Below are 21,008 nucleotides of genomic sequence, written 5' to 3' on the forward strand. Positions count from 1 at the left end.
CCGAACCCCCTGACGCCACCCCGCGCGGGCGGGGATCCCCCGGGCTCACGGTAACCGCTGTGGCGTGGTGGTGTGGATATGTCGTGCGGTAACACCGTGGCACTCGCGGCGTCCGTCCGGTACGGCGGACATGATCCAAGTGACCCCGTAGGCTCAGGGAGTGCCGATTCCCGAATTCCTCCGTGAGCTTCGCGCCCTCGTCGGCCACCGGGAGCTGCTGCTGCCAGGTGTCACCGCCGTCGTCTTCGACGACGACAACCGCGTCCTGCTCAACCGCCGTGCCGACAACGGACTCTGGTCCCTGATCGGCGGTATCGGCGAACCAGGTGAGCAGCCCGCGGAGACCGCCGTCCGGGAGGTGCTGGAGGAGACCGGGGTCCGGGTGGTGGCCGAACGCGTCGTCCTGGTGCAGACGATCAAGCCGGTGCGCTACCCCAACGGCGACCGCTGCCAGTACGTGGACATCACCCTGCGCTGCCGTGCCGTGGGCGGCGAGGCCCATGTGGCGGACGACGAGTCGCTGGAAGTCGCCTGGTTCGACGTGGACGGTCTGCCCGAGCTCGGCGGGCACGGCCGGCTGCGGCTCAAGCACGCGCGCGCCGACGGGCCCACCTGGTTCGAGCCGGCGGGGCCGCCGGAAGAGTGAGTGTGGGCGGCGCCCACCAGCTCGTACGCGACTGTGGGCATTGCCCACATCGGTGCGGGCGCCGTCGTTGCCTAGCCTCGTGGCCATGACGGACTCCACCCCCCAGCCCGGCGTCCCCGACCTGGGCGGCCGCACCGCTCTTGTCACCGGCGCCGCGGGCGGCATCGGCCGGGCGTGCGTGCTGCGCCTGGCCGCGGCGGGCGCCAAGGTGCGCGCCGTGGACCGCGACGCCGAGGGCCTGGCCGCCCTCGTGGAACGGGCCACGGCCGACGGCCGCCCCGGCACGGTCGAGGCGCTCACGCTGGACCTCACCGACCTCGACGCCGCCGAGCACGCAGCGGCCGGCACCGACATCCTGGTCAACAACGCCGGGCTCCAACTGGTGCGGCCCATCGAGGACTTCCCGCCGGAGGTCTTCTCCACGGTGCTGCGGGTGATGCTGGAGGCCCCGTTCCGACTCCTGCGCGGCGCGCTGCCGCACATGTACGGCCAGGGCTGGGGCCGCGTCGTGAACATCTCCTCGGTGCACGGGTTGCGCGCCTCGCCGTACAAGAGCGCCTATGTCGCCGCCAAGCACGGCCTCGAAGGACTCTCGAAGACTGCCGCGCTCGAAGGCGCCGCGCACGGCGTCACCTCCAACTGTGTGTGCCCCGGCTATGTGCGCACCCCACTGGTCGAGCGGCAGATCGCCGACCAGGCGGCCGCGCACGGCATCGCCCCCGAGCGGGTGGTCGGCGAGATCCTGCTCGCGGACTCGGCCGTGAAGCGGCTGGTGGAGCCCGAGGAGGTCGCCGAGATGGCCGCCTATCTCTGCTCCCCGCAGGCGTCCTTCGTCACCGGCGCGTCCCTGACCATGGACGGCGGATGGACGGCACATTGATCAACCGGTATGCCTGACAGCGTGCCCGACCACGACGACCCATCCGAGCGCGACGACCACGAGGACACCAGCGGACCCATGCCTCCGTACGGACCCGCCGACGCGCCCTACCTGCGGCTGCTGGCCCGGGGTGCGCCCGCGGAGGAGTACGAGCGCCCGGTACTGGCCGCCCGGGCCGAGGGCGCCGCGCCCACCGTGCTCGCCGAGCTGGAGCAGGCCAAGATGCTGGCGCTGCGGGTGCGGGCCGAACTGGAGGGCCGACGGCGGCGCGAGGCCGAGCTCTCGGCGCTCTTCGAGACGGCCGGCGACCTCGCAGGGCTGCGCGACCTGGACTCCGTACTGCAGGCCATCGTGCACAGGGCCCGCTCCCTGCTCGGCACAGAGGTGGCCTACCTGAGCCTGATCGACCGCAAGGCCGGCGACACCTACATGCGCGTCACCGAGGGCTCGGTCTCCGCACGCTTCCAGCGTGTGCGGCTCGGCATGGGGGAAGGGCTCGGCGGACTGGTCGCCCAGACCGCCATGCCCTACGTGACCGAGTCCTACTTCGACGACGAGCGCTTCCGCCACACCTCCCCGATCGACTCGGCGGTGCGCGACGAGGGCCTGGTCGCGATCCTCGGCGTGCCCCTTGTGCTCGGGACCGGGGTCATCGGCGTGCTGTACGCGGCGGACCGGCGGGCCCGGGTCTTCGAACGGGAGCAGATCGCCCTGCTGGCCTCGCTCGCGTCGCTCGCCGCGGTCGCCATCGACACGGCCAACCTCCTGGAGGAGACCCGCTCGGCCCTCGCCGACCTTGGCGCGGCGAACGAGACCATCCGCACCCACAGTGCGGCGCTGGAGCGGGCCTCCGAGGTGCACGACCGTCTGACCGAACTCGTACTGCGCGGCGGTGACGTCGACGACGTCGCCCACGCGGTCGCCCAGGTGCTCGCCGGAACCGTCCGCGTGGTGGGCCACGACCACGAGGCCATCCCCGGCGAACTGGTCGACGCCATCGCCCGCTCCCGCAAGGACGGCCGCGCCGTCCGCCAGGGCGGCACCTGGGCCGCCGCCGTCACCGCGGGCGGCGAACTCCTCGGTGCGCTGCTCCTGCGGGGCCATCCGGAACTCGGTCCCGTCGACCAACGCACCCTGGAGCGGGCCGCGATGGTCACCTCCCTGCTGCTGCTCGCCCGCCGCAACGCCGCCGAGGCCGAACAGCGCTTCCGCGGCGAACTGCTGGACGACCTGCTGGACGCCCCGCACCGCGACCCCCGGCTGCTGCGGGAACGCGCCGGACGGCTCCACGCCGACCTGGACGCCCCGCACATTGTGCTGGCCGCCCGCATCGACGACGAGACCGACGGCGGCTCCGACCGGCTCCGCCTGTGGTCCGCCGCCTCCCACATCGCGGCCACGCACCGGGGCCTCGCGGCGGCGAGGGACGGCGGTACGGTGCTGCTGCTCCCTCTCGAACGGGACGCCGACGCCTCGTCCACGGCGCGCCGCATCGCCCGCCAGCTCGGCGGCGCGGTCCAGGCCGCCGTCACCGTGGGAGCGTCCCACCCGGTCGCCGCGCCGGTCGGCCGCCCCGGATCCGTGGCACTGGCCTATGCGGAGGCCCAGCGATGCGGCGACGCCCTGCGGGCACTCGGCCGCGCCGGAGACGGCGCCGCGGGGGCCGACTTCGGATTCCTCGGCCTGCTGCTCACCGACGCCCGGGACGTCGACGGCTTCGTCCGCCGGACCATCGGGACCGTCGCCGACTACGACGTCCGCCGCGGCACCGAGCTCGTGCGCACCCTTGACGCGTACTTCTCCAGCAGCATGAGCCCGGTGCGCACCAAGGACGCCCTCCACGTGCACGTCAACACCGTCGCCCAGCGCTTGGAGCGGATATCCCATCTCCTCGGGCCCGACTGGCAGTCGCCGGACCGCGCTTTGGAGATCCAGCTCGCGTTGCGCCTGCACCGCCTCTCCGCGGTTCAGGACTGATCCGCGGCCACGACCAGTTCCACCTCAAAGCCGTCGTCGTTCTCCAGATACGCGGCGCAGTGTCCCTCCCCGCCCGCGTACGGGTGGCGATCGGGGAACAGCAGCCGCCAGCCGTGGCCCGCGGCGCCCTCCACCAGTGCGTCCAGCGCGACCCGGTCCGCGACGTGGAACGCCAGGTGGTTGAGCCCCGTCCGGCGCCGTTCGTACGGGCCGGGGACGAGATCAGGCGACTGCTCGACGACGACATAGGTGGGTCCGAGCCGCCAACTGCGGCCCGCCGGCCACTCCTGGTAGGGCCGGTAACCCATCTCTCCCAGCAGCCAGCCCCATTCGGCGCTCGCCCGCCCGATGTCGGGCACCCACAACTCCACATGGTGCAGCACCCCGGTCCGTCCTCCGTGTCACACGCCGTTACTCACGGTCATGACAGTAGACCCCGCCACCGACAAAGGTGGCGGGGTCCGTGCCGGACCGTGTACGTCCGGGTCGGGCGGCCTCAGTTCGCCGGGGCCGACCGGGCCAGGGGCGCCTCGTCCGCGGCCTCCGGTTCGACGGCCGCCAGGTCGCGGCCGCGGGTCTCCTTGGCCACGGAGACCGCGACCAGGGTGATGACGGCGGCGAGGATGACGTACAGGGCGATCGGTGTGGCGCTGTCGTAGTCGGCGAGCAGCGCCGTCGCGATGAGCGGTGCCGGGGCCCCGGCCGCGACGGAGGCGAACTGCGCGCCGATCGAGGCGCCCGAGTAGCGCATCCGGGTCGCGAACATCTCCGAGAAGAAGGCGGCCTGGGGCGCGTACATGGCGCCGTGCAGGACCAGACCGACGGTGACGGCCAGCAGCAGCGCCGGGAAGCTCTTGGTGTCGATGAGAGCGAAGAAGGGGAACGCCCACAGGCCGACCCCGGCCGCGCCCAGCAGGTAGACCGGCTTGCGGCCGATCCGGTCCGAGAGCGCGCCCCAGGCCGGGATCACCGCGAAGTGCACGGCGGAGGCGATGAGCACGGCGTTGAGCGCGGTCTGCTTGCCCAGGCCCGCCTGGGTGGTCGCGTACACCAGGACGAAGGCCGTGATCACGTAGTAGCTGATGTTCTCGGCCATGCGCGCGCCCATCGCCACCAGCACGTCGCGCCAGTGGTCGCGCAGCACGGCGACCAGCGGCATCCGCTCCACCGTGGCGGTCTCGGTCTTCCGGGCCTCGGCCCGCGCGAGGGCCTCCTTGAAGACCGGCGACTCGTCCACGGAGAGGCGGATCCACAGTCCGACCACGACCAGGACGCCGGACAGCAGGAAGGGCACGCGCCAGCCCCAGGAGGTGAAGGCGGCATCCGACAGCAGGGCGGTCAGTGCGGACAGCACACCGGTGGCCAGGAGCTGTCCCGCGGGCGCCCCGGTCTGCGGCCAGGATGCCCAGAAGCCGCGCTGCCGGGCGTCCCCGTGCTCCGACACCAGCAGCACCGCGCCGCCCCACTCGCCGCCGAGCGCGAATCCCTGCACCAGGCGCAGCGCGGTGAGCAGCACGGGAGCGGCCGCGCCCAGGGTGGCGTGGGTCGGCAGCAGGCCGATGCAGAAGGTGGCGCCGCCCATGAGCAGCAGGCTGAGCACCAGGAGGCGTTTGCGCCCGAGGCGGTCCCCGTAGTGCCCGAAGACCAGCGCGCCGATGGGCCGCGCGGCGAAGCCCACCGCATAGGTGAGGAACGACAGGAGGGTGCCGACCAGCGGATCCGAGCCGGGGAAGAACAGCTTGTTGAAGACGAGGGCGGCGGCGGACCCGTAGAGGAAGAAGTCGTACCACTCGATGGTCGTGCCGATCAGGCTCGCGGCGACGATCCGCCGGAGGCCGGCCGGCGGTGGGGGAGCGGTTGCGGGGGAAGCCATGTGCACCACTTCCAGGCGGTTGTCGGGGACGTTTCCGTGTCGGCACAACGTAGAAAGACGCAGGTCACCGGCCCATGTGGTGGGACACCATAGTTAACGTGCCTGATATGCGCGCGGCCACCACGGCAGGGCGGCGGCCGGAAGCCGGAAGGGCGTCGGCTGGGGGTCGGCAAGGGGTCGCCCGAGGTCGTGGGCGACATATGAGCGGCATATGGGCGGCGGGCGTCACCGCTGCGGGCAGGGTCCCGTCGAGAGGGGTGCGGTCACGAGATATCTTGATGTCGAGCAATGTGGCAATGTGGCAGACGTGGAGCGGAGCACCCGGTGACTGACTCGACCATCATCTATACGCACACCGACGAGGCGCCGGCCCTGGCGACGTACTCGTTCCTGCCCGTGATCCAGGCGTACGCCTCCACGGCCGGAGTCGCCGTGGAGACCCGCGACATCTCCCTGGCCGGCCGGATCATCGCCAGCTTCCCCGAGTACCTGGAGGAGGGCCAGCGCATCCCCGACGCCCTCGCAGAGCTCGGTGAGCTGGCCAAGACCCCCGCGGCCAACATCATCAAGCTGCCGAACGTCTCGGCCTCGATCCCGCAGCTGAAGGCCGCGATCGCGGAGCTGCAGGAGCAGGGCTACGCGCTGCCGGGCTACCCGGACGACGCGAAGTCCGACGAGGACAAGGACGTCCGCGCCCGTTACGACAAGATCAAGGGCAGCGCGGTCAACCCGGTCCTGCGCGAGGGCAACTCCGACCGCCGTGCCCCCGCGTCGGTCAAGAACTACGCCAAGGCGCACCCGCACCGCATGGGCGCCTGGTCGGCCGACTCCAAGACCAATGTCGCGCACATGACCGGTGACGACTTCCGGTCCACCGAGAAGTCCGCGGTCATCGCCGAGGACGGCTCCCTGCGCATCGAGCTGCTCGGCGACGACGGCACCACGACGGTGCTGCGCGAGTCGGTGCCGGTGCTCGCCGGCGAGGTCGTGGACGCGTCCGTCCTGCGCGTCGCGGTGCTCCGCGAGTTCCTGGGCGAGCAGCTCGCCCGCGCCAAGGCCGAGGACGTGCTGTTCTCCGTGCACCTGAAGGCCACGATGATGAAGGTCTCCGACCCGATCGTCTTCGGCCACGTGGTGCGTGCGTTCTTCCCCAAGACCTTCGCGCAGTACGGCGAGGCCTTCGCCGCCGCCGGCCTGACCCCGAACGACGGTCTCGGCGGCATCCTCAAGGGTGTCGAGGCGCTGCCCGAGGGCGCGGCGATCAAGGCGTCCTTCGACGCCGAGCTCGCCGAGGGCCCGGCCCTGGCGATGGTCGACTCCGACCGCGGCATCACCAACCTGCACGTCCCGAGCGACGTCATCGTCGACGCCTCCATGCCGGCCATGATCCGCACCTCCGGCCACATGTGGGGCCCGGACGGCCAGGAGGCCGACACCCTTGCGGTGCTCCCGGACAGCAGCTACGCCGGCATCTACCAGGCCGTCATCGACGACTGCCGCGCGCACGGCGCCTTCGACCCGGCCACCATGGGCTCGGTGCCCAACGTCGGCCTGATGGCGCAGAAGGCCGAGGAGTACGGCAGCCACGACAAGACCTTCGAGATCCAGCACACCGGCACCGTCCGCCTGGTCGACCAGGCCGGCAACGTCGTGCTGGAACAAGCCGTCTCGGCGGGCGACATCTTCCGCGCCTGCCAGACCAAGGACGCGCCGATCAAGGACTGGGTCAAGCTCGCGGTCACCCGCGCCCGCGCGACCGGCGACCCGGCGGTGTTCTGGCTGGACGAGGAGCGCGCCCACGACGCGAACCTCATCGCCAAGGTGAAGCAGTACCTCACGGAGCACGACACCGAGGGCCTGCAGATCGAGATCAAGTCCCCGGTCGAGGCGATCACGTTCTCGCTCGAGCGCATCCGCCGCGGCGAGAACACGATCTCCGTCACCGGCAATGTGCTGCGCGACTACCTGACCGACCTCTTCCCGATCCTGGAGCTGGGCACCAGCGCCAAGATGCTGTCGGTCGTCCCGCTGATGAACGGCGGCGGCCTGTTCGAGACCGGCGCCGGCGGCTCCGCGCCCAAGCACGTGCAGCAGCTGGTCAAGGAGAACTACCTGCGCTGGGACAGCCTGGGCGAGTTCCTGGCCCTCGCCGTCAGCTTCGAGCACCTGGCGACCACCACGGGCAACGCCCGCGCCCAGGTCCTGGCCGACACCCTGGACCGCGCCACGGGCACCTTCCTCAACGAGGACAAGTCGCCCAGCCGCAAGCTCGGCGGCATCGACAACCGCGGCAGCCACTTCTACCTGGCCCTGTACTGGGCCCAGGAGCTGGCGGGGCAGACGGACGACCCGGAGCTGGCCAAGGCCTTCGCCCCGCTCGCCCAGACGCTGGCCGAGCAGGAGGAGACCATCGTCGGCGAGCTCATCGCCGTCCAGGGCTCCCCGGTCGACATCGGCGGCTACTACCGGCCCGACGCCGTGAAGGCCGCGGCCGTCATGCGTCCGTCGGCCACCCTCAACGAGGCTCTGGCGATCCTCGGCTGACCGGCCCGAGGCCCGTACGACGCGAACCGCCCCGGCTGAAGTCCAGCCGGGGCGGTTCGCGTCGTCTCTGCGCGACGGCTCCAAGGCGTGTCAGGCGAAGACGCCGTCGAGCCAGCGCTGCCAGCGCTCCCCGGCGTCCTTGCCGTCGGCGCCCGCGGAGAAGTCGTGCACGCTGATGCCCACCGGCGCGCCGAAGTGGTTGCGGCCGAAGACCCGGTACATGGCGTCGGCGGTGCGCACACCGACGAAGTACGGGTTGCGGAAGTCCACGACGGCGTCCACGGGGGCCGCCGCGCCGGGCAGTCGCAGACGGAGCACGGTGCCCTCGGCGGCGTCGTCGGGCACGCCGAGCGCGCGGCTGACGGCTTCCAGTGCGTCCGGGGCGGTGGAGGCGGCGGGGCCGTTCACGGTGGCGAAGGCGGCGGGGCGGCCCGCGAAGTGCGCCAGGTACTGGCCAAGGGTGTGCAGGTAGAAGTCGGTGTGCTTGCTCGCGCCGTCGTACTGGTTGTCCCAGTCGTCCACGAAGATGCCGCTGTGTACGTAGCGCACACGGGAACCGCCGCCCTCGCGCGCCTCGATGACATGCTCGAGCTGGTTGAAGGCCTGGTTGTCGACGGCGTCGGTGAACTCCGCGCGGGCGGTCAGGTGGTGCGGCGGGTCCCAGACGGTGAGGACACCGCCGAAGGGCGCGGCGCCACCTTGACGGGGCTCGAACTCCTGGGGCCACAGCCAGCCCGCCGAACCGGTGGTGACGGCCTCCCAGACCTCCTCCGGTGCCGCCTCGACCTCGAACTCGCGGACGATCTCGAATTCCTTGCCCATGGTGGTGCTCTCTCCTCGTGCCCGTTGCCGCGCGGGGCGGATGTGGTGTGCGGGGCGGACGTCCGGTCCGGACGCCGGTGCGGTGCGGTGCGGTGCGATGCGGTGTGGGCACGGCGCTTTACGGCGACTCCCCGATGGCCGGCGTGGCCTGCCGCGTGGACTCGGGCGTGGACTCCTGCTCGGGCACCGGGTCCTTGACGGTGGGATGGAGCGCGACGACGATGCGGTGCTCGCGTCCGCCTTCGGCGTTCGCGTCGTGGTACCGGGCGATCAGCGCGCCGACGCCGCGGGTCAGTTCCTCCACGAAGGCGGCCCGGTCGGCGGCGGAGGCGAAGCGCACCTCGCCGTCCAGGGCGTAGGTCGCCAGCCGCTTGCGGGCCTTGGCCGCGCCGGTGATCAACGTGCCGACGTCGCGCACCAGGCGGGCGGCCACGGCCAGCAGCCAGCGGGCGGACAACTGGTCCCGGAAGCGGCCGGGGTCGGGCTGCACGGCGGCCAGCGCGAGCGGCGAGATGACGTACGAGGCGGCGGTCGCCTGCATCAGCCGCTCGGTGACGTTGCCCTTGCGGCGCTCCCCGGCCAGCTCGACCAGGCCGTGCGATTCCAGGGCCCTGAGGTGGTAGTTCACCTTCTGCCGGGGCAGCCCGACCCGGGCGGCGAGCATCGTCGCCGACGCGGGGCCCCCGGCCAGCTCGGACAGGAGCCGGGCCCGTACGGGGTCCAGGGAGGCGGCGGCCGCCGCGGAGTCCTCGATCACGGTCACGTCCAACATGGCCCCAGCGTCTCACCGACGAATATTTTTGTCCAGACTCATGGTCTTGTCGGTGGCGCCACGGCATCGCACCGTCATCCCCGAGGCCGGGACGAAACGCCGATTTCACCGGGCGGGCGATCAGCCCTGACATTGCCCTGATCGCCATCCGCGCAGGTGACGCGACGGAACGCCGGGGCCCGCATCGCGTTACAGCGTGGTACTCCACCCCGCGCTCCCCGGCTCCTAGTGTCAGCCGACAAGCGGCCCGGAGCCGGTCTCCGGGGCCCGCTCACCGCCGCGATTTCGGAGGGAAGACCGATGAGTCGAGTTGTGCGCGCAGCGCTCGTGCAGACCAGGTGGACCGGCGACAAGGAATCGATGATCGACCTGCACGAGCGGTATGCCCGCGAGGCCGCCGCCCAGGGGGCGCAGGTGATCGGTTTCCAGGAGGTGTTCAACGCCCCGTACTTCTGCCAGGTCCAGGAGCCGGAGCACTACCGCTGGGCCGAGCCCGTGCCGGACGGCCCGACCGTGCGCCGTATGCAGGCGCTGGCGAAGGAACTCAACCTGGTCATGGTCGTGCCGGTGTACGAGGTCGAGCAGGCGGGGTTCTACTACAACACCGCGGCCGTGATCGACGCCGACGGTTCGTACCTCGGCAAGTACCGCAAGCACCACATCCCGCAGGTCAAGGGCTTCTGGGAGAAGTTCTACTTCAAGCCGGGCAACCTGGGCTGGCCCGTCTTCGACACCGCGGTCGGCAAGGTCGGCGTCTACATCTGCTACGACCGGCACTTCCCCGAGGGCTGGCGCGCCCTCGGCCTCGCCGGGGCGGAACTGGTCTACAACCCCTCCGCGACCTCCCGCGGCCTGTCGGCCTACCTCTGGCAGCTGGAGCAGCCGGCGGCCGCCGTCGCCAACGAGTACTTCATCGCGGCCATCAACCGCGTGGGCCAGGAGGAGTACGGCGACAACGACTTCTACGGCACCTCGTACTTCGTCGACCCGCGCGGCCAGTTCGTTGGCGACGTGGCCTCGGACAAGGAGGAGGAACTGGTCGTGCGCGACCTGGACTTCGGGCGGATCGAGGAGGTCCGTCAGCAGTGGGCCTTCTACCGGGACCGCCGTCCCGACGCCTACGGCCCGCTGACCGAGGCCTGAGGGGAGGGACGGAACACGTGAGCAGGATTCTGATCCGCGGCGGACTGGTCGTCACCGCCGCCGAGGAGACCCACGCCGACGTGCTCGTCGAGGACGAGCGGATCGTCGCCCTGGCCGCCACCGGCAGCACCGTGGCCGAGGGCTGGACGGCGGACACCGTGATCGACGCGACCGGGACGTACGTCATCCCCGGCGGTGTCGACGCGCACACGCACATGGAGCTGCCCTTCGGCGGCACCCATGCCTCGGACACCTTCGAGACCGGCACGCGGGCCGCCGCCTGGGGCGGCACCACGACGATCGTGGACTTCGCCGTGCAGTCCGTCGGCGAGTCGCTGCGGGCCGGGCTCGACACCTGGCACGCCAAGGCCGAGGGCAACTGCGCCGTCGACTACGCGTTCCACATGATCATGTCCGACGTCACCGAGGACAGCCTCAAGGAGATGGACCTCCTCGTGGACGAGGGCGTCACGTCCTTCAAGCTGTTCATGGCCTATCCGGGCGTGTTCTACAGCGACGACGGCCGCATCCTGCGGGCCATGCAGCGCGGCGCCGACAATGGCGGCCTGATCATGATGCACGCGGAGAACGGCATCGCCATCGACGTCCTGGTCGAGCAGGCGCTGGCCGCCGGGAGGACCGACCCCCGCTACCACGGCGAGGTGCGCAGGGAGTTGCTGGAAGCCGAGGCCACCCACCGTGCCATCAAGCTGGCGGAGGTGGCGGGTTCGCCGCTGTACGTGGTGCACGTGTCGGCCGAGTCGGCGGTCGCCGAACTGGCGGAGGCACGCGACCGCGGCCTGAATGTCTTCGGTGAGACCTGTCCGCAGTATCTGTTCCTGTCGACGGACCAACTCGCGGAGCCGGACTTCGAGGGGGCGAAGTACGTGTGCTCCACGCCGTTGCGGCCGAGGGAGCACCAGGCTTCGTTGTGGCGCGCTCTGCGGACCAATGATCTCCAGGTGGTGTCCACGGACCACTGCCCGTTCTGTTTCGTGGGGCAGAAAGATCTGGGCCGGGGGGATTTCTCGAAGATTCCCAATGGTCTGCCGGGGGTGGAGAACCGTATGGATCTGCTGCATCAGGCGGTGGTGGACGGTCATATCTCGCGGCGGCGGTGGATCGAGATCGCGTGTGCCGCTCCGGCGCGGATGTTCGGTCTGTATCCGCGCAAGGGGACGATCGCGCCGGGGGCGGACGCGGACATCGTGATCTACGATCCGGCCGCCGAGCAGGTCATGTCCGCCGCGACCCATCACATGAACGTCGACTACTCGGCCTACGAGGGCAAGCGTGTGCGCGGAAAGGCCCGCACCGTCCTGTCCCGCGGCACCGTGGTCGTCGACCAGGACCGCTATCTGGGCCGGGCCGGTCACGGCCGCTACCAGACCCGTGCGACCTGCCAGTACCTCGTCTAGCCACGCCCAGCCACCAGGGGAGCAGAGCAATGGAATTCGGTCTCGTCCTGCAGACGGACCCGCCCGCCTCGGGCGTCGTGGAGCTGATGAGGCGTGCGGAGCGCAACGGGTTCAGTCACGGCTGGACCTTCGACTCGGCGGTGTTGTGGCAGGAGCCGTTCGTCATCTACAGCCAGATCCTGGCGCAGACGGAGCGGCTGATCGTGGGGCCGATGGTCACCAATCCGGGTACGCGGACGTGGGAGGTGACCGCGTCCATCTTCGCGACGCTCGCGGACATGTTCGGCAACCGGGTGATCTGCGGCATCGGCCGCGGTGACTCGGCGATGCGGGTGGCCGGGCGCAAGCCCAACACCCTCGCCCGCATCGAGGAGGCCATGCACGTCATCCGCGAGCTCGCCGAGGGCCGCGAGGCGGACCTCGGCGGGGCCTGCGTGCGCATCCCGTGGGTGAAGGAGGGTGCGAGCCTGCCCGTGTGGATGGCGGCGTACGGGCCGAAGGCGCTGGCGCTGACCGGCGAGAAGGCCGACGGCTTCATCCTCCAGCTCGCCGACGTCTACCTGACCGAGTGGATGGTCAAGGCGGTCAAGGATGCCGCGGAGCGGGCCGGTCGCAATCCGGACGAGGTGAGGATCTGCGTCGCCGCCCCGGCGTACGTCACCGAGGACGACTCACCGCAGGCGCTGGCCCACGCCCGCGAGCAGTGCCGCTGGTTCGGCGGCATGGTCGGCAACCATGTCGCCGACCTCGTCACCAAGTACGGCCACCAGTCCGGCGCGATTCCGCAGGAGCTGACGGATTACATCGCGGCCCGTCAGGGGTACGACTATGCCCACCACGGCCGCACCGGCAATCCCGACACGGCTTTCGTCCCGGACGAGATCGTCGACCGCTTCTGCCTGATCGGCACCGCGGAACAGCACATCGAGAAGCTCACCGCCCTCAAGGCCCTGGGCGTCGACCAGTTCGCGCTCTACAACATGCAGGACACCAAGGAATCGGTCATAGACGTCTACGGCACGACCGTGATCCCCGCCGTCAGCGGCTGATTCTGCCGCCCCGGCCGACCCCGGCCACCCGCATCCCCCCGCTACCCGTACGGCAAGCGTTCGATCCCCGTCCGCGTCTCGAACAAAGGGGCTGCTGCCATGACAGCCACCGCTCCACCACCCGCAGGAAGAACCGGGGCCGAAGGCCGCGTCGAGCTCGCGCCCGACGCGATCCCTACCGGCCGCTACGCCAACGAGGACCTGCTCCCGGTCCCCCTGGCCCAACGCAAGTGGACCACGTACAACTTCGCCGCGCTGTGGGTCGGCATGGCCCACAACGTCGCTTCCTGGACGCTCGCTTCCGGCCTGGTCGCGCTCGGCATGGACTGGAAACAGGCGGTGTTCACCATCGCCCTGGCCAACCTCGTCGTCCTGGTGCCGATGCTGCTCACCGGCCACGCCGGGCCCAAGTACGGCATCCCGTTCCCCGTCTTCGCGCGTGCCTCGTTCGGTGTGCGCGGCGCGAACCTGCCGGCCCTGGTGCGCGCGGCGGTGGCCTGCGTCTGGTTCGGCATCCAGACGTGGATCGGCGGCTCCGGCATCTTCCTGCTCGCCGGGAAGCTGTTCGGCGACGACTGGGCGAGCGCCGGCCAGATCGGCGGCTACCCGTGGACGCAGTGGCTGTCGTTCGTGATCTTCTGGATCCTGCAGGTCGCGATCATCGTGCGCGGCATGGAGACGGTCCGGCGGTTCGAGAACTGGGCGGCGCCCTTCGTGATCGTGGGCGCCATCGCCCTGCTGGTCTGGATGAGCGTCAAGGCCGGGGGCTTGGGCCCGCTGCTCGACCAGCCCTCCTCGCTCGGCTGGGGATCCGGCTTCTGGAAGGTCTTCTTCCCCGCGCTCATGGGCATGATCGGCTTCTGGTCGACGCTCTCCCTCAACATCCCCGACTTCACCCGCTACGCCGCAGGCCAGCGCGCCCAGCTGTGGGGCCAGTCGCTGGGGCTGCCGACCACGATGACGCTGTTCGCGCTGCTCTCGGTGCTGGTCACCTCGGGCTCGCAGGCCGTCTACGGGGAGCCCATCTGGGACCCGGTGGCGCTGGCCGCCAAGCTGGACAACTGGGCCGGGGTGCTCTTCGCGCTGATCACCGTCCTGGTGGCCACCTTGTCGGTGAACATCGCGGCCAACGTGGTCTCGCCCGCCTTCGACCTGTCCAACATCGCGCCGCGCCGGATCAGCTTCCGCGCCGGCGCGCTGATCACCGCCGTCGTGGGCGTCGTCATCTTCCCCTGGAAGCTGCTGGCGAGCCCGCAGGCGTACATCTTCACCTGGCTCGGCACGGTCGGCGGTCTGCTCGGCACCGTGGCCGGCATCCTCATCGCCGACTACTGGATCGTCCGTCGCACCCGGCTCGAACTCGCCGACCTCTACCGGGCGGAGGGCCGCTACTGGTACGACGGCGGCTGGAACTGGCGAGCGGTGGTGGCGTTCGTGGCCGGCGGCCTCCTCGCCATCGGCGGCTCGCACTCCGGGCTCGACGCCAAGGGCGTCAAGCAGGGGCCGTTCCCGGTCGACGGGATGATCCCCTTCCTCAAGCCGCTCGCCGACTACGGCTGGGCCGTCGGCCTCGCCGCGTCCCTGGTCGTCTACCTCCTGCTGACCCGGCTCGCCCCGGACCGCAGGACCTGACCCCGGCCGCCCCGCACGCGGGGTCCTGGCCCGGCCGCCTCAGCGGTCGGCCCCGGGCCCCGCGGCGCGCTGCGCCTCGTGCGCGAGGAGCGCGACGTACAGGGAGGTCAGCTGCTCCCAGTCGTCCAGGTCGATGCCGAGCAGTGTCTCGATGCTCTGCAGCCGCCGGTAGAACGCCGGGCGGCTGACGTGCTGCATCTGCGCCGCCGCCGACTTGTTGCGGCCGGTGTCCAGGTAGGTGCGCAGCACGTCCAGCAGTGCCGGGTTCCGCAGCAACGGCCCCAACTCCCGGCCGATGAAGGCCTGGAGCTCCGGTTCGTCCCGCATCAGGCGGACCAGGCCGCGCAGCCGTACGTCCCGCAGCCTTGCCACCGGCGCCGCCGGGGGCCCGGCCACCGCCGCGTCCGCGACGTGCACCGCCTCGACGAAGGAGCGCCGGACCTCGTCCAGTTCCCGGCAGCCGAAGCCCGCCCCCGCGACCGCCGTCCGGCCCCGGACCGCCAGTTCCTCGTGCACCCGGACGGCGACCCGCCGCACGGCGGCGTCGGTGTCCTGCCCGTAGGGGACGCTGAGCAGGACCGCCGTCCCGGCCGGGCCGATCCGGGCCACCAGGCCCGCGACGTCGGGATGCTCCACCAACGCGTGTTCGATCAGCTCGGGCAGGTCGTCCCGGCCGTCCGGTGCCGGGCCGAGGGGACGTACGACCACGGGCACGAGGACGCGCCGGTTGACCGGCAGCCCGGCCGCGCGCACCCGGGTCAGCAACTGCTCCGGGCGGGCGGTGCCCGAGGCCAGGTCGAGCAGCAGCGACTCGGCGGCCTGGTCCTCCCAGCCCCGGTCGCGGTCGCCCAGCAGGCGGTGCACGGCCAGCGCCTCGGCGGCGCGGGCCCCGAGCACATGACCCGACTCCTCCGTGCCCTGGTGGCCGACGAGCACCAGCCGGCCCCACTGCTGCCCCCTGGCCTCCAGCGGTGCCACGATCCAGCCGTCCGGGCCGACCGTCACCGCCCCGCTCCCCGCGAGTTCGGCCACCTGCCGGGAGACCCGCTCCCAGTCGCGCAGGAGGCCGTTGAGCGACCCCTGGTCGCCGGCCGAGGCCAGCACGCGCTGCGCGAGGTTCACCACGAGGGCCGGGCAGCCGCTGAGCGCGGCGATCTCGTCCAGCACCCGTTGCAGTGTCACCCCGGAGAGATTGAGCACGGTCAGCGAGGACCGTATCCGCTCCGACAGGTCGAGGGCCGCGAAGCGGCCGTGCACCAGGCGCGCGTGCACCTCCTCGGTCAGCCGGGCGAACGGCGCCGGCCGGTGCAGCACGATCAGCGGCACCCCGCAGCGCTCCGCGGCCCGGCGCATGGGCTCCGGCGTGGTGCGGAAGGCGCGGCCGAGGCCCAGGACCACGGCGGCGACGTCGGCGCGCTGCATCGACTCGATGTACTCGCGCTGCGCCCGTTCGTCGCCCGCCAGCAGCAGGCCGGTGGTGAGCACCATCTCGCCGCCGCTGAGCATGACCCCGACGTCCAGCGCCTCGGCCACGTGCAGCCAGCGCACGGCGCGATGGAGATGCGCGGAGCCCGCGACGACCTCGGGCCCCCAGGGTGTGACGAGGTCCAGGTCCAGGACGTCGCGCACGGTCAGCCGACCCGCCGTGTGCGGCGGGGGTGCGTCCGGTCTGTCGTCGCCCACGCGATCACGCCCGTCCCTCGTCCTGCCAGGGGTGGGAGTCTAGTCACCGTTGCGGCGGCCGAGCGGGTGCGGCGGCCGCGGACCCCGGGCTGCCGGACCCGCTCGGCCGGAGTCCGTAGACGCGGCGCGCGGTTGCGGAGAACACCGCGTCCCGTTCGGCCGGTGCGAGGCCGTCGGTCAGGGTGCGGGCGGCGTCGACGACCTCGGCGTACGAGGCGGCGAGCCGCGAGACCGGCCAGTCGGAGCCGAACATCAGGCGGTCCGGGCCGAAGGCCTCCAGCACGGTCGCGGCGTAGGGCGCGAGGGCGGCGGTCGTCCAGGAGTCCCAGTCGGCCTCGGTGACCATGCCGGACAGCTTGCAGACGGCATTGGGCAGCGTCGCAAGCGCCCGCACGTCGTCCGCCCACGGCCGCAACGTGCCCGCGGCGATGGGGGGTTTGCCCAAGTGGTCCAGGACGAACACCAGGTCCGGCAGGAGCGCCGCGGCCTTGGCGGCCGCCGGCAACTGCTCGGCGAGCACCACCAGGTCGTACACCAGGCCGGCTTCGGCCACGGCGCGCAGCCCGCGCTGCACGTCCGGGCGGAGCAGCCACTCCGGGTCGGCCTCGCCCTGCACCTGGTGACGGATGCCCACCAGGCGCTCCCCGCCGGGCAGTTCGCGCAGGGAAGCCAGCCGGTCGGCGACAGCCGGGTCCGTGAGGTCGGTCCAGCCGACGACCCCCGCGACGAGACCGCCCCGCGCGGCGAGGGCCAGGAACTCCGGCGTCTCCTCGGCGACGGTGACCGTCTGGACGAGGACGGTGGCGGTGACGCCGGCCGCCCGCGCCTCCGGTTCGAGGTCGGCGACGGAGAACGAGCGGCGCAGCGGGGCCAGCCGCTCGCCGGTGATCCAGTCCTGGTCGCGGACGGCCAGGTCCCAGATGTGGTGGTGGGCGTCCACGACGCCGTGCGGCACGGTCACAGTCGCCACTCCACGGGCAGGCCCGCCCCGGCACCGTCCGCCGAGTAGTCGTGTGCGACCTCCAGAGGCTCGGCCGTCCGCGCCTGCCAGGCGATGTTGACGGGCAACCGCTCCAGTGCGGCGATCATCGCCGGGTAGTCGTCCACGTCCAGGGGAGGGAACAGGCCGGTGCCGCTGCGCCGGATCGTCCACTCGCGCACGCCGGCGGCGCGGGTCGCGGCGGTGAGCTCCCCTGGCACTTCGCGGTGCGCCGTCTCGTACTCCTCGATCCGGTCCGTGCGGACCCTGGTGTGCAGTGCGACCCTCACGGCGCCTCCCCGGCGGGGACGGGCACATCGGCGCCGAGCAGTCCCTCGGCGCGCAGGTCGTCCCAGAGCGCCGCCGGGAGCGGGTGCCGGTACATCTCCTCGGCGTCCCGCACCTCCGCGGGCGAGCGGAGTCCCAGCAGCACGCTCGACACGGCCGGATGCGCGGCCGGGAAGCGCTGGGCCGCCGCGCGCAGCGGGACGCCGTGGCGTCCGGTGACGGTCTGGAGACGGCGGGCACGCGCCAGGACGGGGGCGGGCACCGGCCCGTACTCGTACCGGGCGTCCGGGCGCGGGTCGATCAGCAGGCCGGAGTTGAAGACGCCGCCGACGACCACGCTCTTCCCCCGTGCGGCCGCCTCCGGCAGCACCTCGGCGAGGCCCTCCTGCTCCAGCAGCGTGTAGCGGCCGGCCATCAGCACCACGTCCACGTCGGTGTCGCGCAGGAAGCGCGCGAGCATGGCCGTCTGGTTCATTCCGGCGCCGATGGCGTCCACGACGCCCTCGGACCGCAGCTTCTCCAGGGCGGGGTAGCCCTGTCCGAAGGCCTCGTCCGCGTGCTCGTCGGGATCGTGCAGAAAGACGACGTCGACGCGGTCGAGGCCGAGGCGTTCCAGGCTGTCCTCGACGCTGCGGCGCACACCGTCGGCGCTGAAGTCCCAGACCCGGCGGTGGCCGGCGGGGACGGCGAAGCCGTTCGCCAGGTCGTCGCCTGCCGCGCCCCCGTCCCCGACGGGCTCCAGGAGGCGCCCCACCTTGGTCGAGACGGTGTACTGCACACGCGGACGGTCGCGCAGCGCCGCGCCGAGCCGGCGCTCGGACAGCCCCAGCCCGTAATGCGGGGCGGTGTCGAAGTAGCGGATGCCCGCATCCCAAGCGGCGTCCACGGCCTGCGCCGCCGACTCGTCGGTGACGGGCGTGAAGAGGTTGCCGAGGGCGGCGGCGCCGAAGCCCACCGCCGTCACCGGGACGCCGCTGCGGCCCAGGGTGTTGCGTCGCATCCCGGCCGCTCCCATCACTGCCCGGCCGGGCGCACGCGCAGCCCGGCCATGCCGCCGTCGACCGCGAGCGCGGTGCCGGTGACCGAGGCGGCGGCGGGGCTCGCCAGGTACACGATGGCCGCGGCCACCTCGTCGGCGGTCACCAGGCGGCCCATGGGCTGCCGGGCCCGCAGCGCCGCGCGCTCGGCCTCGGGGTCGTCGGCGGCGTCCAGCAGCCGGGCCACCCAAGGGGTGTCGGCGGTACCGGGGTTGACGCAGTTGACGCGGATGCCCTCGCGGACGTGGTCGGCCGCCATCGCCAGCGTCAGCGACAGCACCGCGCCCTTGCTCGCGCTGTACAGGGCGCGCTGGGGCAGACCCGCTGTCGCGGCGATCGAGCAGGTGTTGACGACCGCCGCGTGGGCGGAGTGCCGCAGGTGGGGGAGGGCCGCGCGGGTGGTGCGGACCATGCCGAGGACGTTGACGTCGAGGACGCGGTGCCACTGCTCGTCCGGGTTGTCCTCGACGGTGCCCTCGGCGCCGATCCCGGCGTTGTTGACGACGATGTCGAGACCGCCCAGCTCCTGCGCCGCCGCGTCGACCGCGGCCCGTGTGGAGGCGTCGTCCGAGACGTCCGCCTTGAAGGCCAGCAGCGGTTCCGGCAGCGCGCCGGGCGCGAGATCGAGCACGGCGACCCGGGCGCCGCGCTCCGCGAGCAGCCGCGCGGTGGCCAGTCCGATCCCGGAGGCGCCGCCGGTCACCAGGGCCGCCAGTCCGCTCAGCCCGTCCAGTTCGCTCATGCCTTCTGTCCCTCCTGCGGTGCCCGGTCGGCCACCCAGAACGTACCGTCCGGGTAGCGGAATTCGTCGATCGATTCCGGTCTCATCTGCGCCGAGAAGCCGGGTTCCACCGGTGCGGTGTAGTGGCCGTGCCGGATGACGACCGGGGTCACGAAGTGCTCGTGGAGATGGTCCACGTACTCGATGGCGCGGTCCTCGGTGGTGCCGGACAGCGCCACGTAGTCGAACATCGACAGGTGCTGCACCAGCTCGCACAGCCCCACGCCGCCCGCGTGCGGGCAGACCGGCACCCCGAAGGCGGCGGCGAGCAGCAGGATGGCCAGATTCTCGTTGACGCCGCCGACGCGGGCCGCGTCGATCTGCAGCACGTCGATCGCCCCGGCCTGGAGCAACTGCTTGAAGACGATGCGGTTCTGCACGTGCTCGCCGGTGGCGACCCGCACCGGGGCCACGGCCTGGCGGATGGCGGCGTGGCCGAGGACGTCGTCCGGCGAGGTCGGCTCCTCGATCCAGTACGGATCGAACTCGCCGAGCGCGTGCACCCAGGCCACGGCCTCGCCGACGTTCCAGCGCTGGTTGGCGTCGATCGCGATGCGCACGTCGGGGCCGACGGCGGCGCGGGCGGCGCGCAGCCGGCGGACATCGTCGTCCAGGTCGGCGCCGACCTTCAGCTTGATCTGGGCGAAGCCGTCGGCGACCGCCTGCTTGGCGAGCCGGGTCAGCTTCTCGTCGGAGTAGCCGAGCCAGCCGGGCGAGGTGGTGTAGCCGGGGTAGCCCCGTTCCCCCAGCGTGGCGGCGCGGCCGGCCGCGCCCTCCTTGCCGCGCCGCAGCAGTTCCAGGGCGCGTTCGGGGGTGAGGGCGTCGGCGATGTAGCGGAAGTCGACCTGGGAGACCAGCCATTCGGGCTCCGCGTCGGCCAGCAGGCGCCACAGCGGCTTGTCGGCGCGCTTGGCGGCCAGGTCCCACACGGCGTTGACGACGGCGCCGATCGCCATGTGCATCACGCCCTTCTCGGGGCCCAGCCAGCGCAGCTGGCTGTCGCCGGTCAGGTCGCGGGCGACCGAGCCGGGGTCGGCGCACACCTCGTCCACCGGGCGGCCGATCAGATGCGGGCGAAGCGCCTCGATCGCCGCCACCTGGACGTCGTTGCCGCGCCCGATGGTGAAAACGAAGCCGTGCCCCTCCAGGCCGTCGCCGGCGTCGGTGCGCAGCACCACGTACGCGGCGGAATAGTCGGGATCCGGGTTCATCGCGTCCGACCCGTCCAGTTCCCGTGAGGTGGGGAAGCGGATGTCGTGGGTGTCGATCGCGGTGATACAGGCGGAGGTCGCGGACAACTGGCTGCCTTTCACGCTCGGCCATGGGCGAGACATCGGAGGTCTCGCGCCAGGGTGACTGTAAGCGCCATCGGCCGGGGCTGGCAATCCATTCCTCGGATGTCTGTGGCGGATGCGCGTACCCCGCCCCCTGGGCAACGGATTCGTCCGATCGTGTCCGTACAGGGGGTTGTCATGGCCGCACGA

Annotated in this window: 18 protein-coding genes; 8 read left to right on the forward strand and 10 right to left on the reverse strand. The window is 72.0% G+C overall.

Annotated elements, in window-relative coordinates:
* Positions 1-160 precede the first annotated feature (160 nt).
* The 3 genes from RV983_RS30140 to RV983_RS30150 all read left to right on the forward strand — a co-directional run bounded on the left by RV983_RS30140 (position 161) and on the right by RV983_RS30150 (position 3,503).
* Complete coding sequence (locus tag RV983_RS30140; protein WP_475988853.1) at positions 161-646, forward strand: NUDIX hydrolase; 486 nt, start codon at positions 161-163, stop codon at positions 644-646.
* An 85-nt stretch (positions 647-731) separates the two neighbouring features.
* Positions 732-1,526: a 3-hydroxybutyrate dehydrogenase gene (locus RV983_RS30145; RefSeq protein ID WP_475988854.1), complete on the forward strand. Its 795-nt coding sequence runs from the start codon at positions 732-734 to the stop codon at positions 1,524-1,526.
* Positions 1,527-1,604: 78 nt separating this feature from the next.
* The gene (locus RV983_RS30150; protein WP_475990506.1) at positions 1,605-3,503 is read left to right on the forward strand and encodes a helix-turn-helix domain-containing protein; all 1,899 of its coding nucleotides are present in this window, start codon (positions 1,605-1,607) and stop codon (positions 3,501-3,503) included.
* Here the strand turns inward: RV983_RS30150 and RV983_RS30155 are convergent.
* Together RV983_RS30155 and RV983_RS30160 are read right to left on the reverse strand one after the other, a co-directional pair.
* Entirely contained in the window at positions 3,494-3,886 is a 393-nt protein-coding gene (locus tag RV983_RS30155; RefSeq protein WP_475988855.1) for a VOC family protein, read from the reverse strand. The two genes, RV983_RS30150 and RV983_RS30155, sit on opposite strands and share 10 nt — an antisense overlap.
* Before the next feature lie 113 nt (positions 3,887-3,999).
* A complete protein-coding gene (locus RV983_RS30160) occupies positions 4,000-5,376 on the reverse strand; it encodes an MFS transporter (protein WP_475988856.1) in 1,377 nt (458 codons plus the stop codon).
* 324 nt (positions 5,377-5,700) lie between these two features.
* Here RV983_RS30160 and RV983_RS30165 point away from each other — a divergent pair, with 324 nt between their 5' ends.
* Complete coding sequence (locus tag RV983_RS30165; protein ID WP_475988857.1) at positions 5,701-7,920, forward strand: NADP-dependent isocitrate dehydrogenase; 2,220 nt, start codon at positions 5,701-5,703, stop codon at positions 7,918-7,920.
* A gap of 90 nt (positions 7,921-8,010) precedes the next feature.
* Here RV983_RS30165 and RV983_RS30170 read toward each other — a convergent pair whose 3' ends face one another.
* A complete protein-coding gene (locus RV983_RS30170; protein WP_475988858.1) occupies positions 8,011-8,742 on the reverse strand; it encodes an SRPBCC family protein in 732 nt (243 codons plus the stop codon).
* A 118-nt stretch (positions 8,743-8,860) separates the two neighbouring features.
* Positions 8,861-9,514 (reverse strand): ArsR/SmtB family transcription factor, encoded by a 654-nt coding sequence (locus RV983_RS30175; protein WP_475988859.1) that lies wholly within the window; start codon positions 9,512-9,514, stop codon positions 8,861-8,863.
* A 300-nt stretch (positions 9,515-9,814) separates the two neighbouring features.
* Here RV983_RS30175 and RV983_RS30180 point away from each other — a divergent pair, with 300 nt between their 5' ends.
* The 4 genes from RV983_RS30180 (at position 9,815) to RV983_RS30195 (ending at position 14,756) form a co-directional block, all read left to right on the forward strand.
* Complete coding sequence (locus tag RV983_RS30180; RefSeq protein WP_475988860.1) at positions 9,815-10,657, forward strand: nitrilase-related carbon-nitrogen hydrolase; 843 nt, start codon at positions 9,815-9,817, stop codon at positions 10,655-10,657.
* Positions 10,658-10,674: 17 nt separating this feature from the next.
* Entirely contained in the window at positions 10,675-12,075 is a 1,401-nt protein-coding gene (gene hydA, locus RV983_RS30185) for a dihydropyrimidinase (protein WP_475988861.1), read from the forward strand.
* A gap of 29 nt (positions 12,076-12,104) precedes the next feature.
* Entirely contained in the window at positions 12,105-13,124 is a 1,020-nt protein-coding gene (locus tag RV983_RS30190; RefSeq protein WP_475988862.1) for a TIGR03842 family LLM class F420-dependent oxidoreductase, read from the forward strand.
* 99 nt (positions 13,125-13,223) lie between these two features.
* Positions 13,224-14,756, forward strand: a complete 1,533-nt coding sequence (locus tag RV983_RS30195) for an NCS1 family nucleobase:cation symporter-1 (RefSeq protein WP_475988863.1) — start codon at positions 13,224-13,226, stop codon at positions 14,754-14,756.
* A gap of 39 nt (positions 14,757-14,795) precedes the next feature.
* Here the strand turns inward: RV983_RS30195 and RV983_RS30200 are convergent, their stop codons facing one another.
* The 6 genes from RV983_RS30200 to RV983_RS30225 are packed head-to-tail and all read right to left on the reverse strand — an operon-like array spanning position 14,796 to position 20,822.
* Positions 14,796-16,439, reverse strand: a complete 1,644-nt coding sequence (locus RV983_RS30200) for a PucR family transcriptional regulator (RefSeq protein WP_475988864.1) — start codon at positions 16,437-16,439, stop codon at positions 14,796-14,798.
* Between the two features lie 43 nt (positions 16,440-16,482).
* Positions 16,483-17,400, reverse strand: coding sequence for an amidohydrolase family protein (locus tag RV983_RS30205; protein WP_475988865.1), 918 nt, complete (start codon positions 17,398-17,400; stop codon positions 16,483-16,485).
* A complete protein-coding gene (locus RV983_RS30210) occupies positions 17,397-17,708 on the reverse strand; it encodes an L-rhamnose mutarotase (RefSeq protein WP_475988866.1) in 312 nt (103 codons plus the stop codon). The genes RV983_RS30205 and RV983_RS30210 overlap by 4 nt, the downstream gene beginning before the upstream one ends.
* Entirely contained in the window at positions 17,705-18,706 is a 1,002-nt protein-coding gene (locus RV983_RS30215; RefSeq protein ID WP_475988867.1) for an aldo/keto reductase, read from the reverse strand. The genes RV983_RS30210 and RV983_RS30215 overlap by 4 nt, the downstream gene beginning before the upstream one ends.
* A gap of 14 nt (positions 18,707-18,720) precedes the next feature.
* Positions 18,721-19,485, reverse strand: coding sequence for an SDR family NAD(P)-dependent oxidoreductase (locus RV983_RS30220; protein WP_475988868.1), 765 nt, complete (start codon positions 19,483-19,485; stop codon positions 18,721-18,723).
* On the reverse strand, positions 19,482-20,822 hold the full coding sequence (locus RV983_RS30225; protein WP_475988869.1) for an enolase C-terminal domain-like protein: 1,341 nt from the start codon (positions 20,820-20,822) through the stop codon (positions 19,482-19,484). The genes RV983_RS30220 and RV983_RS30225 overlap by 4 nt, the downstream gene beginning before the upstream one ends.
* Positions 20,823-21,008: the final 186 nt, after the last annotated feature.

It is taken from the genome of Streptomyces sp. RLA123, from assembly GCF_056270165.1.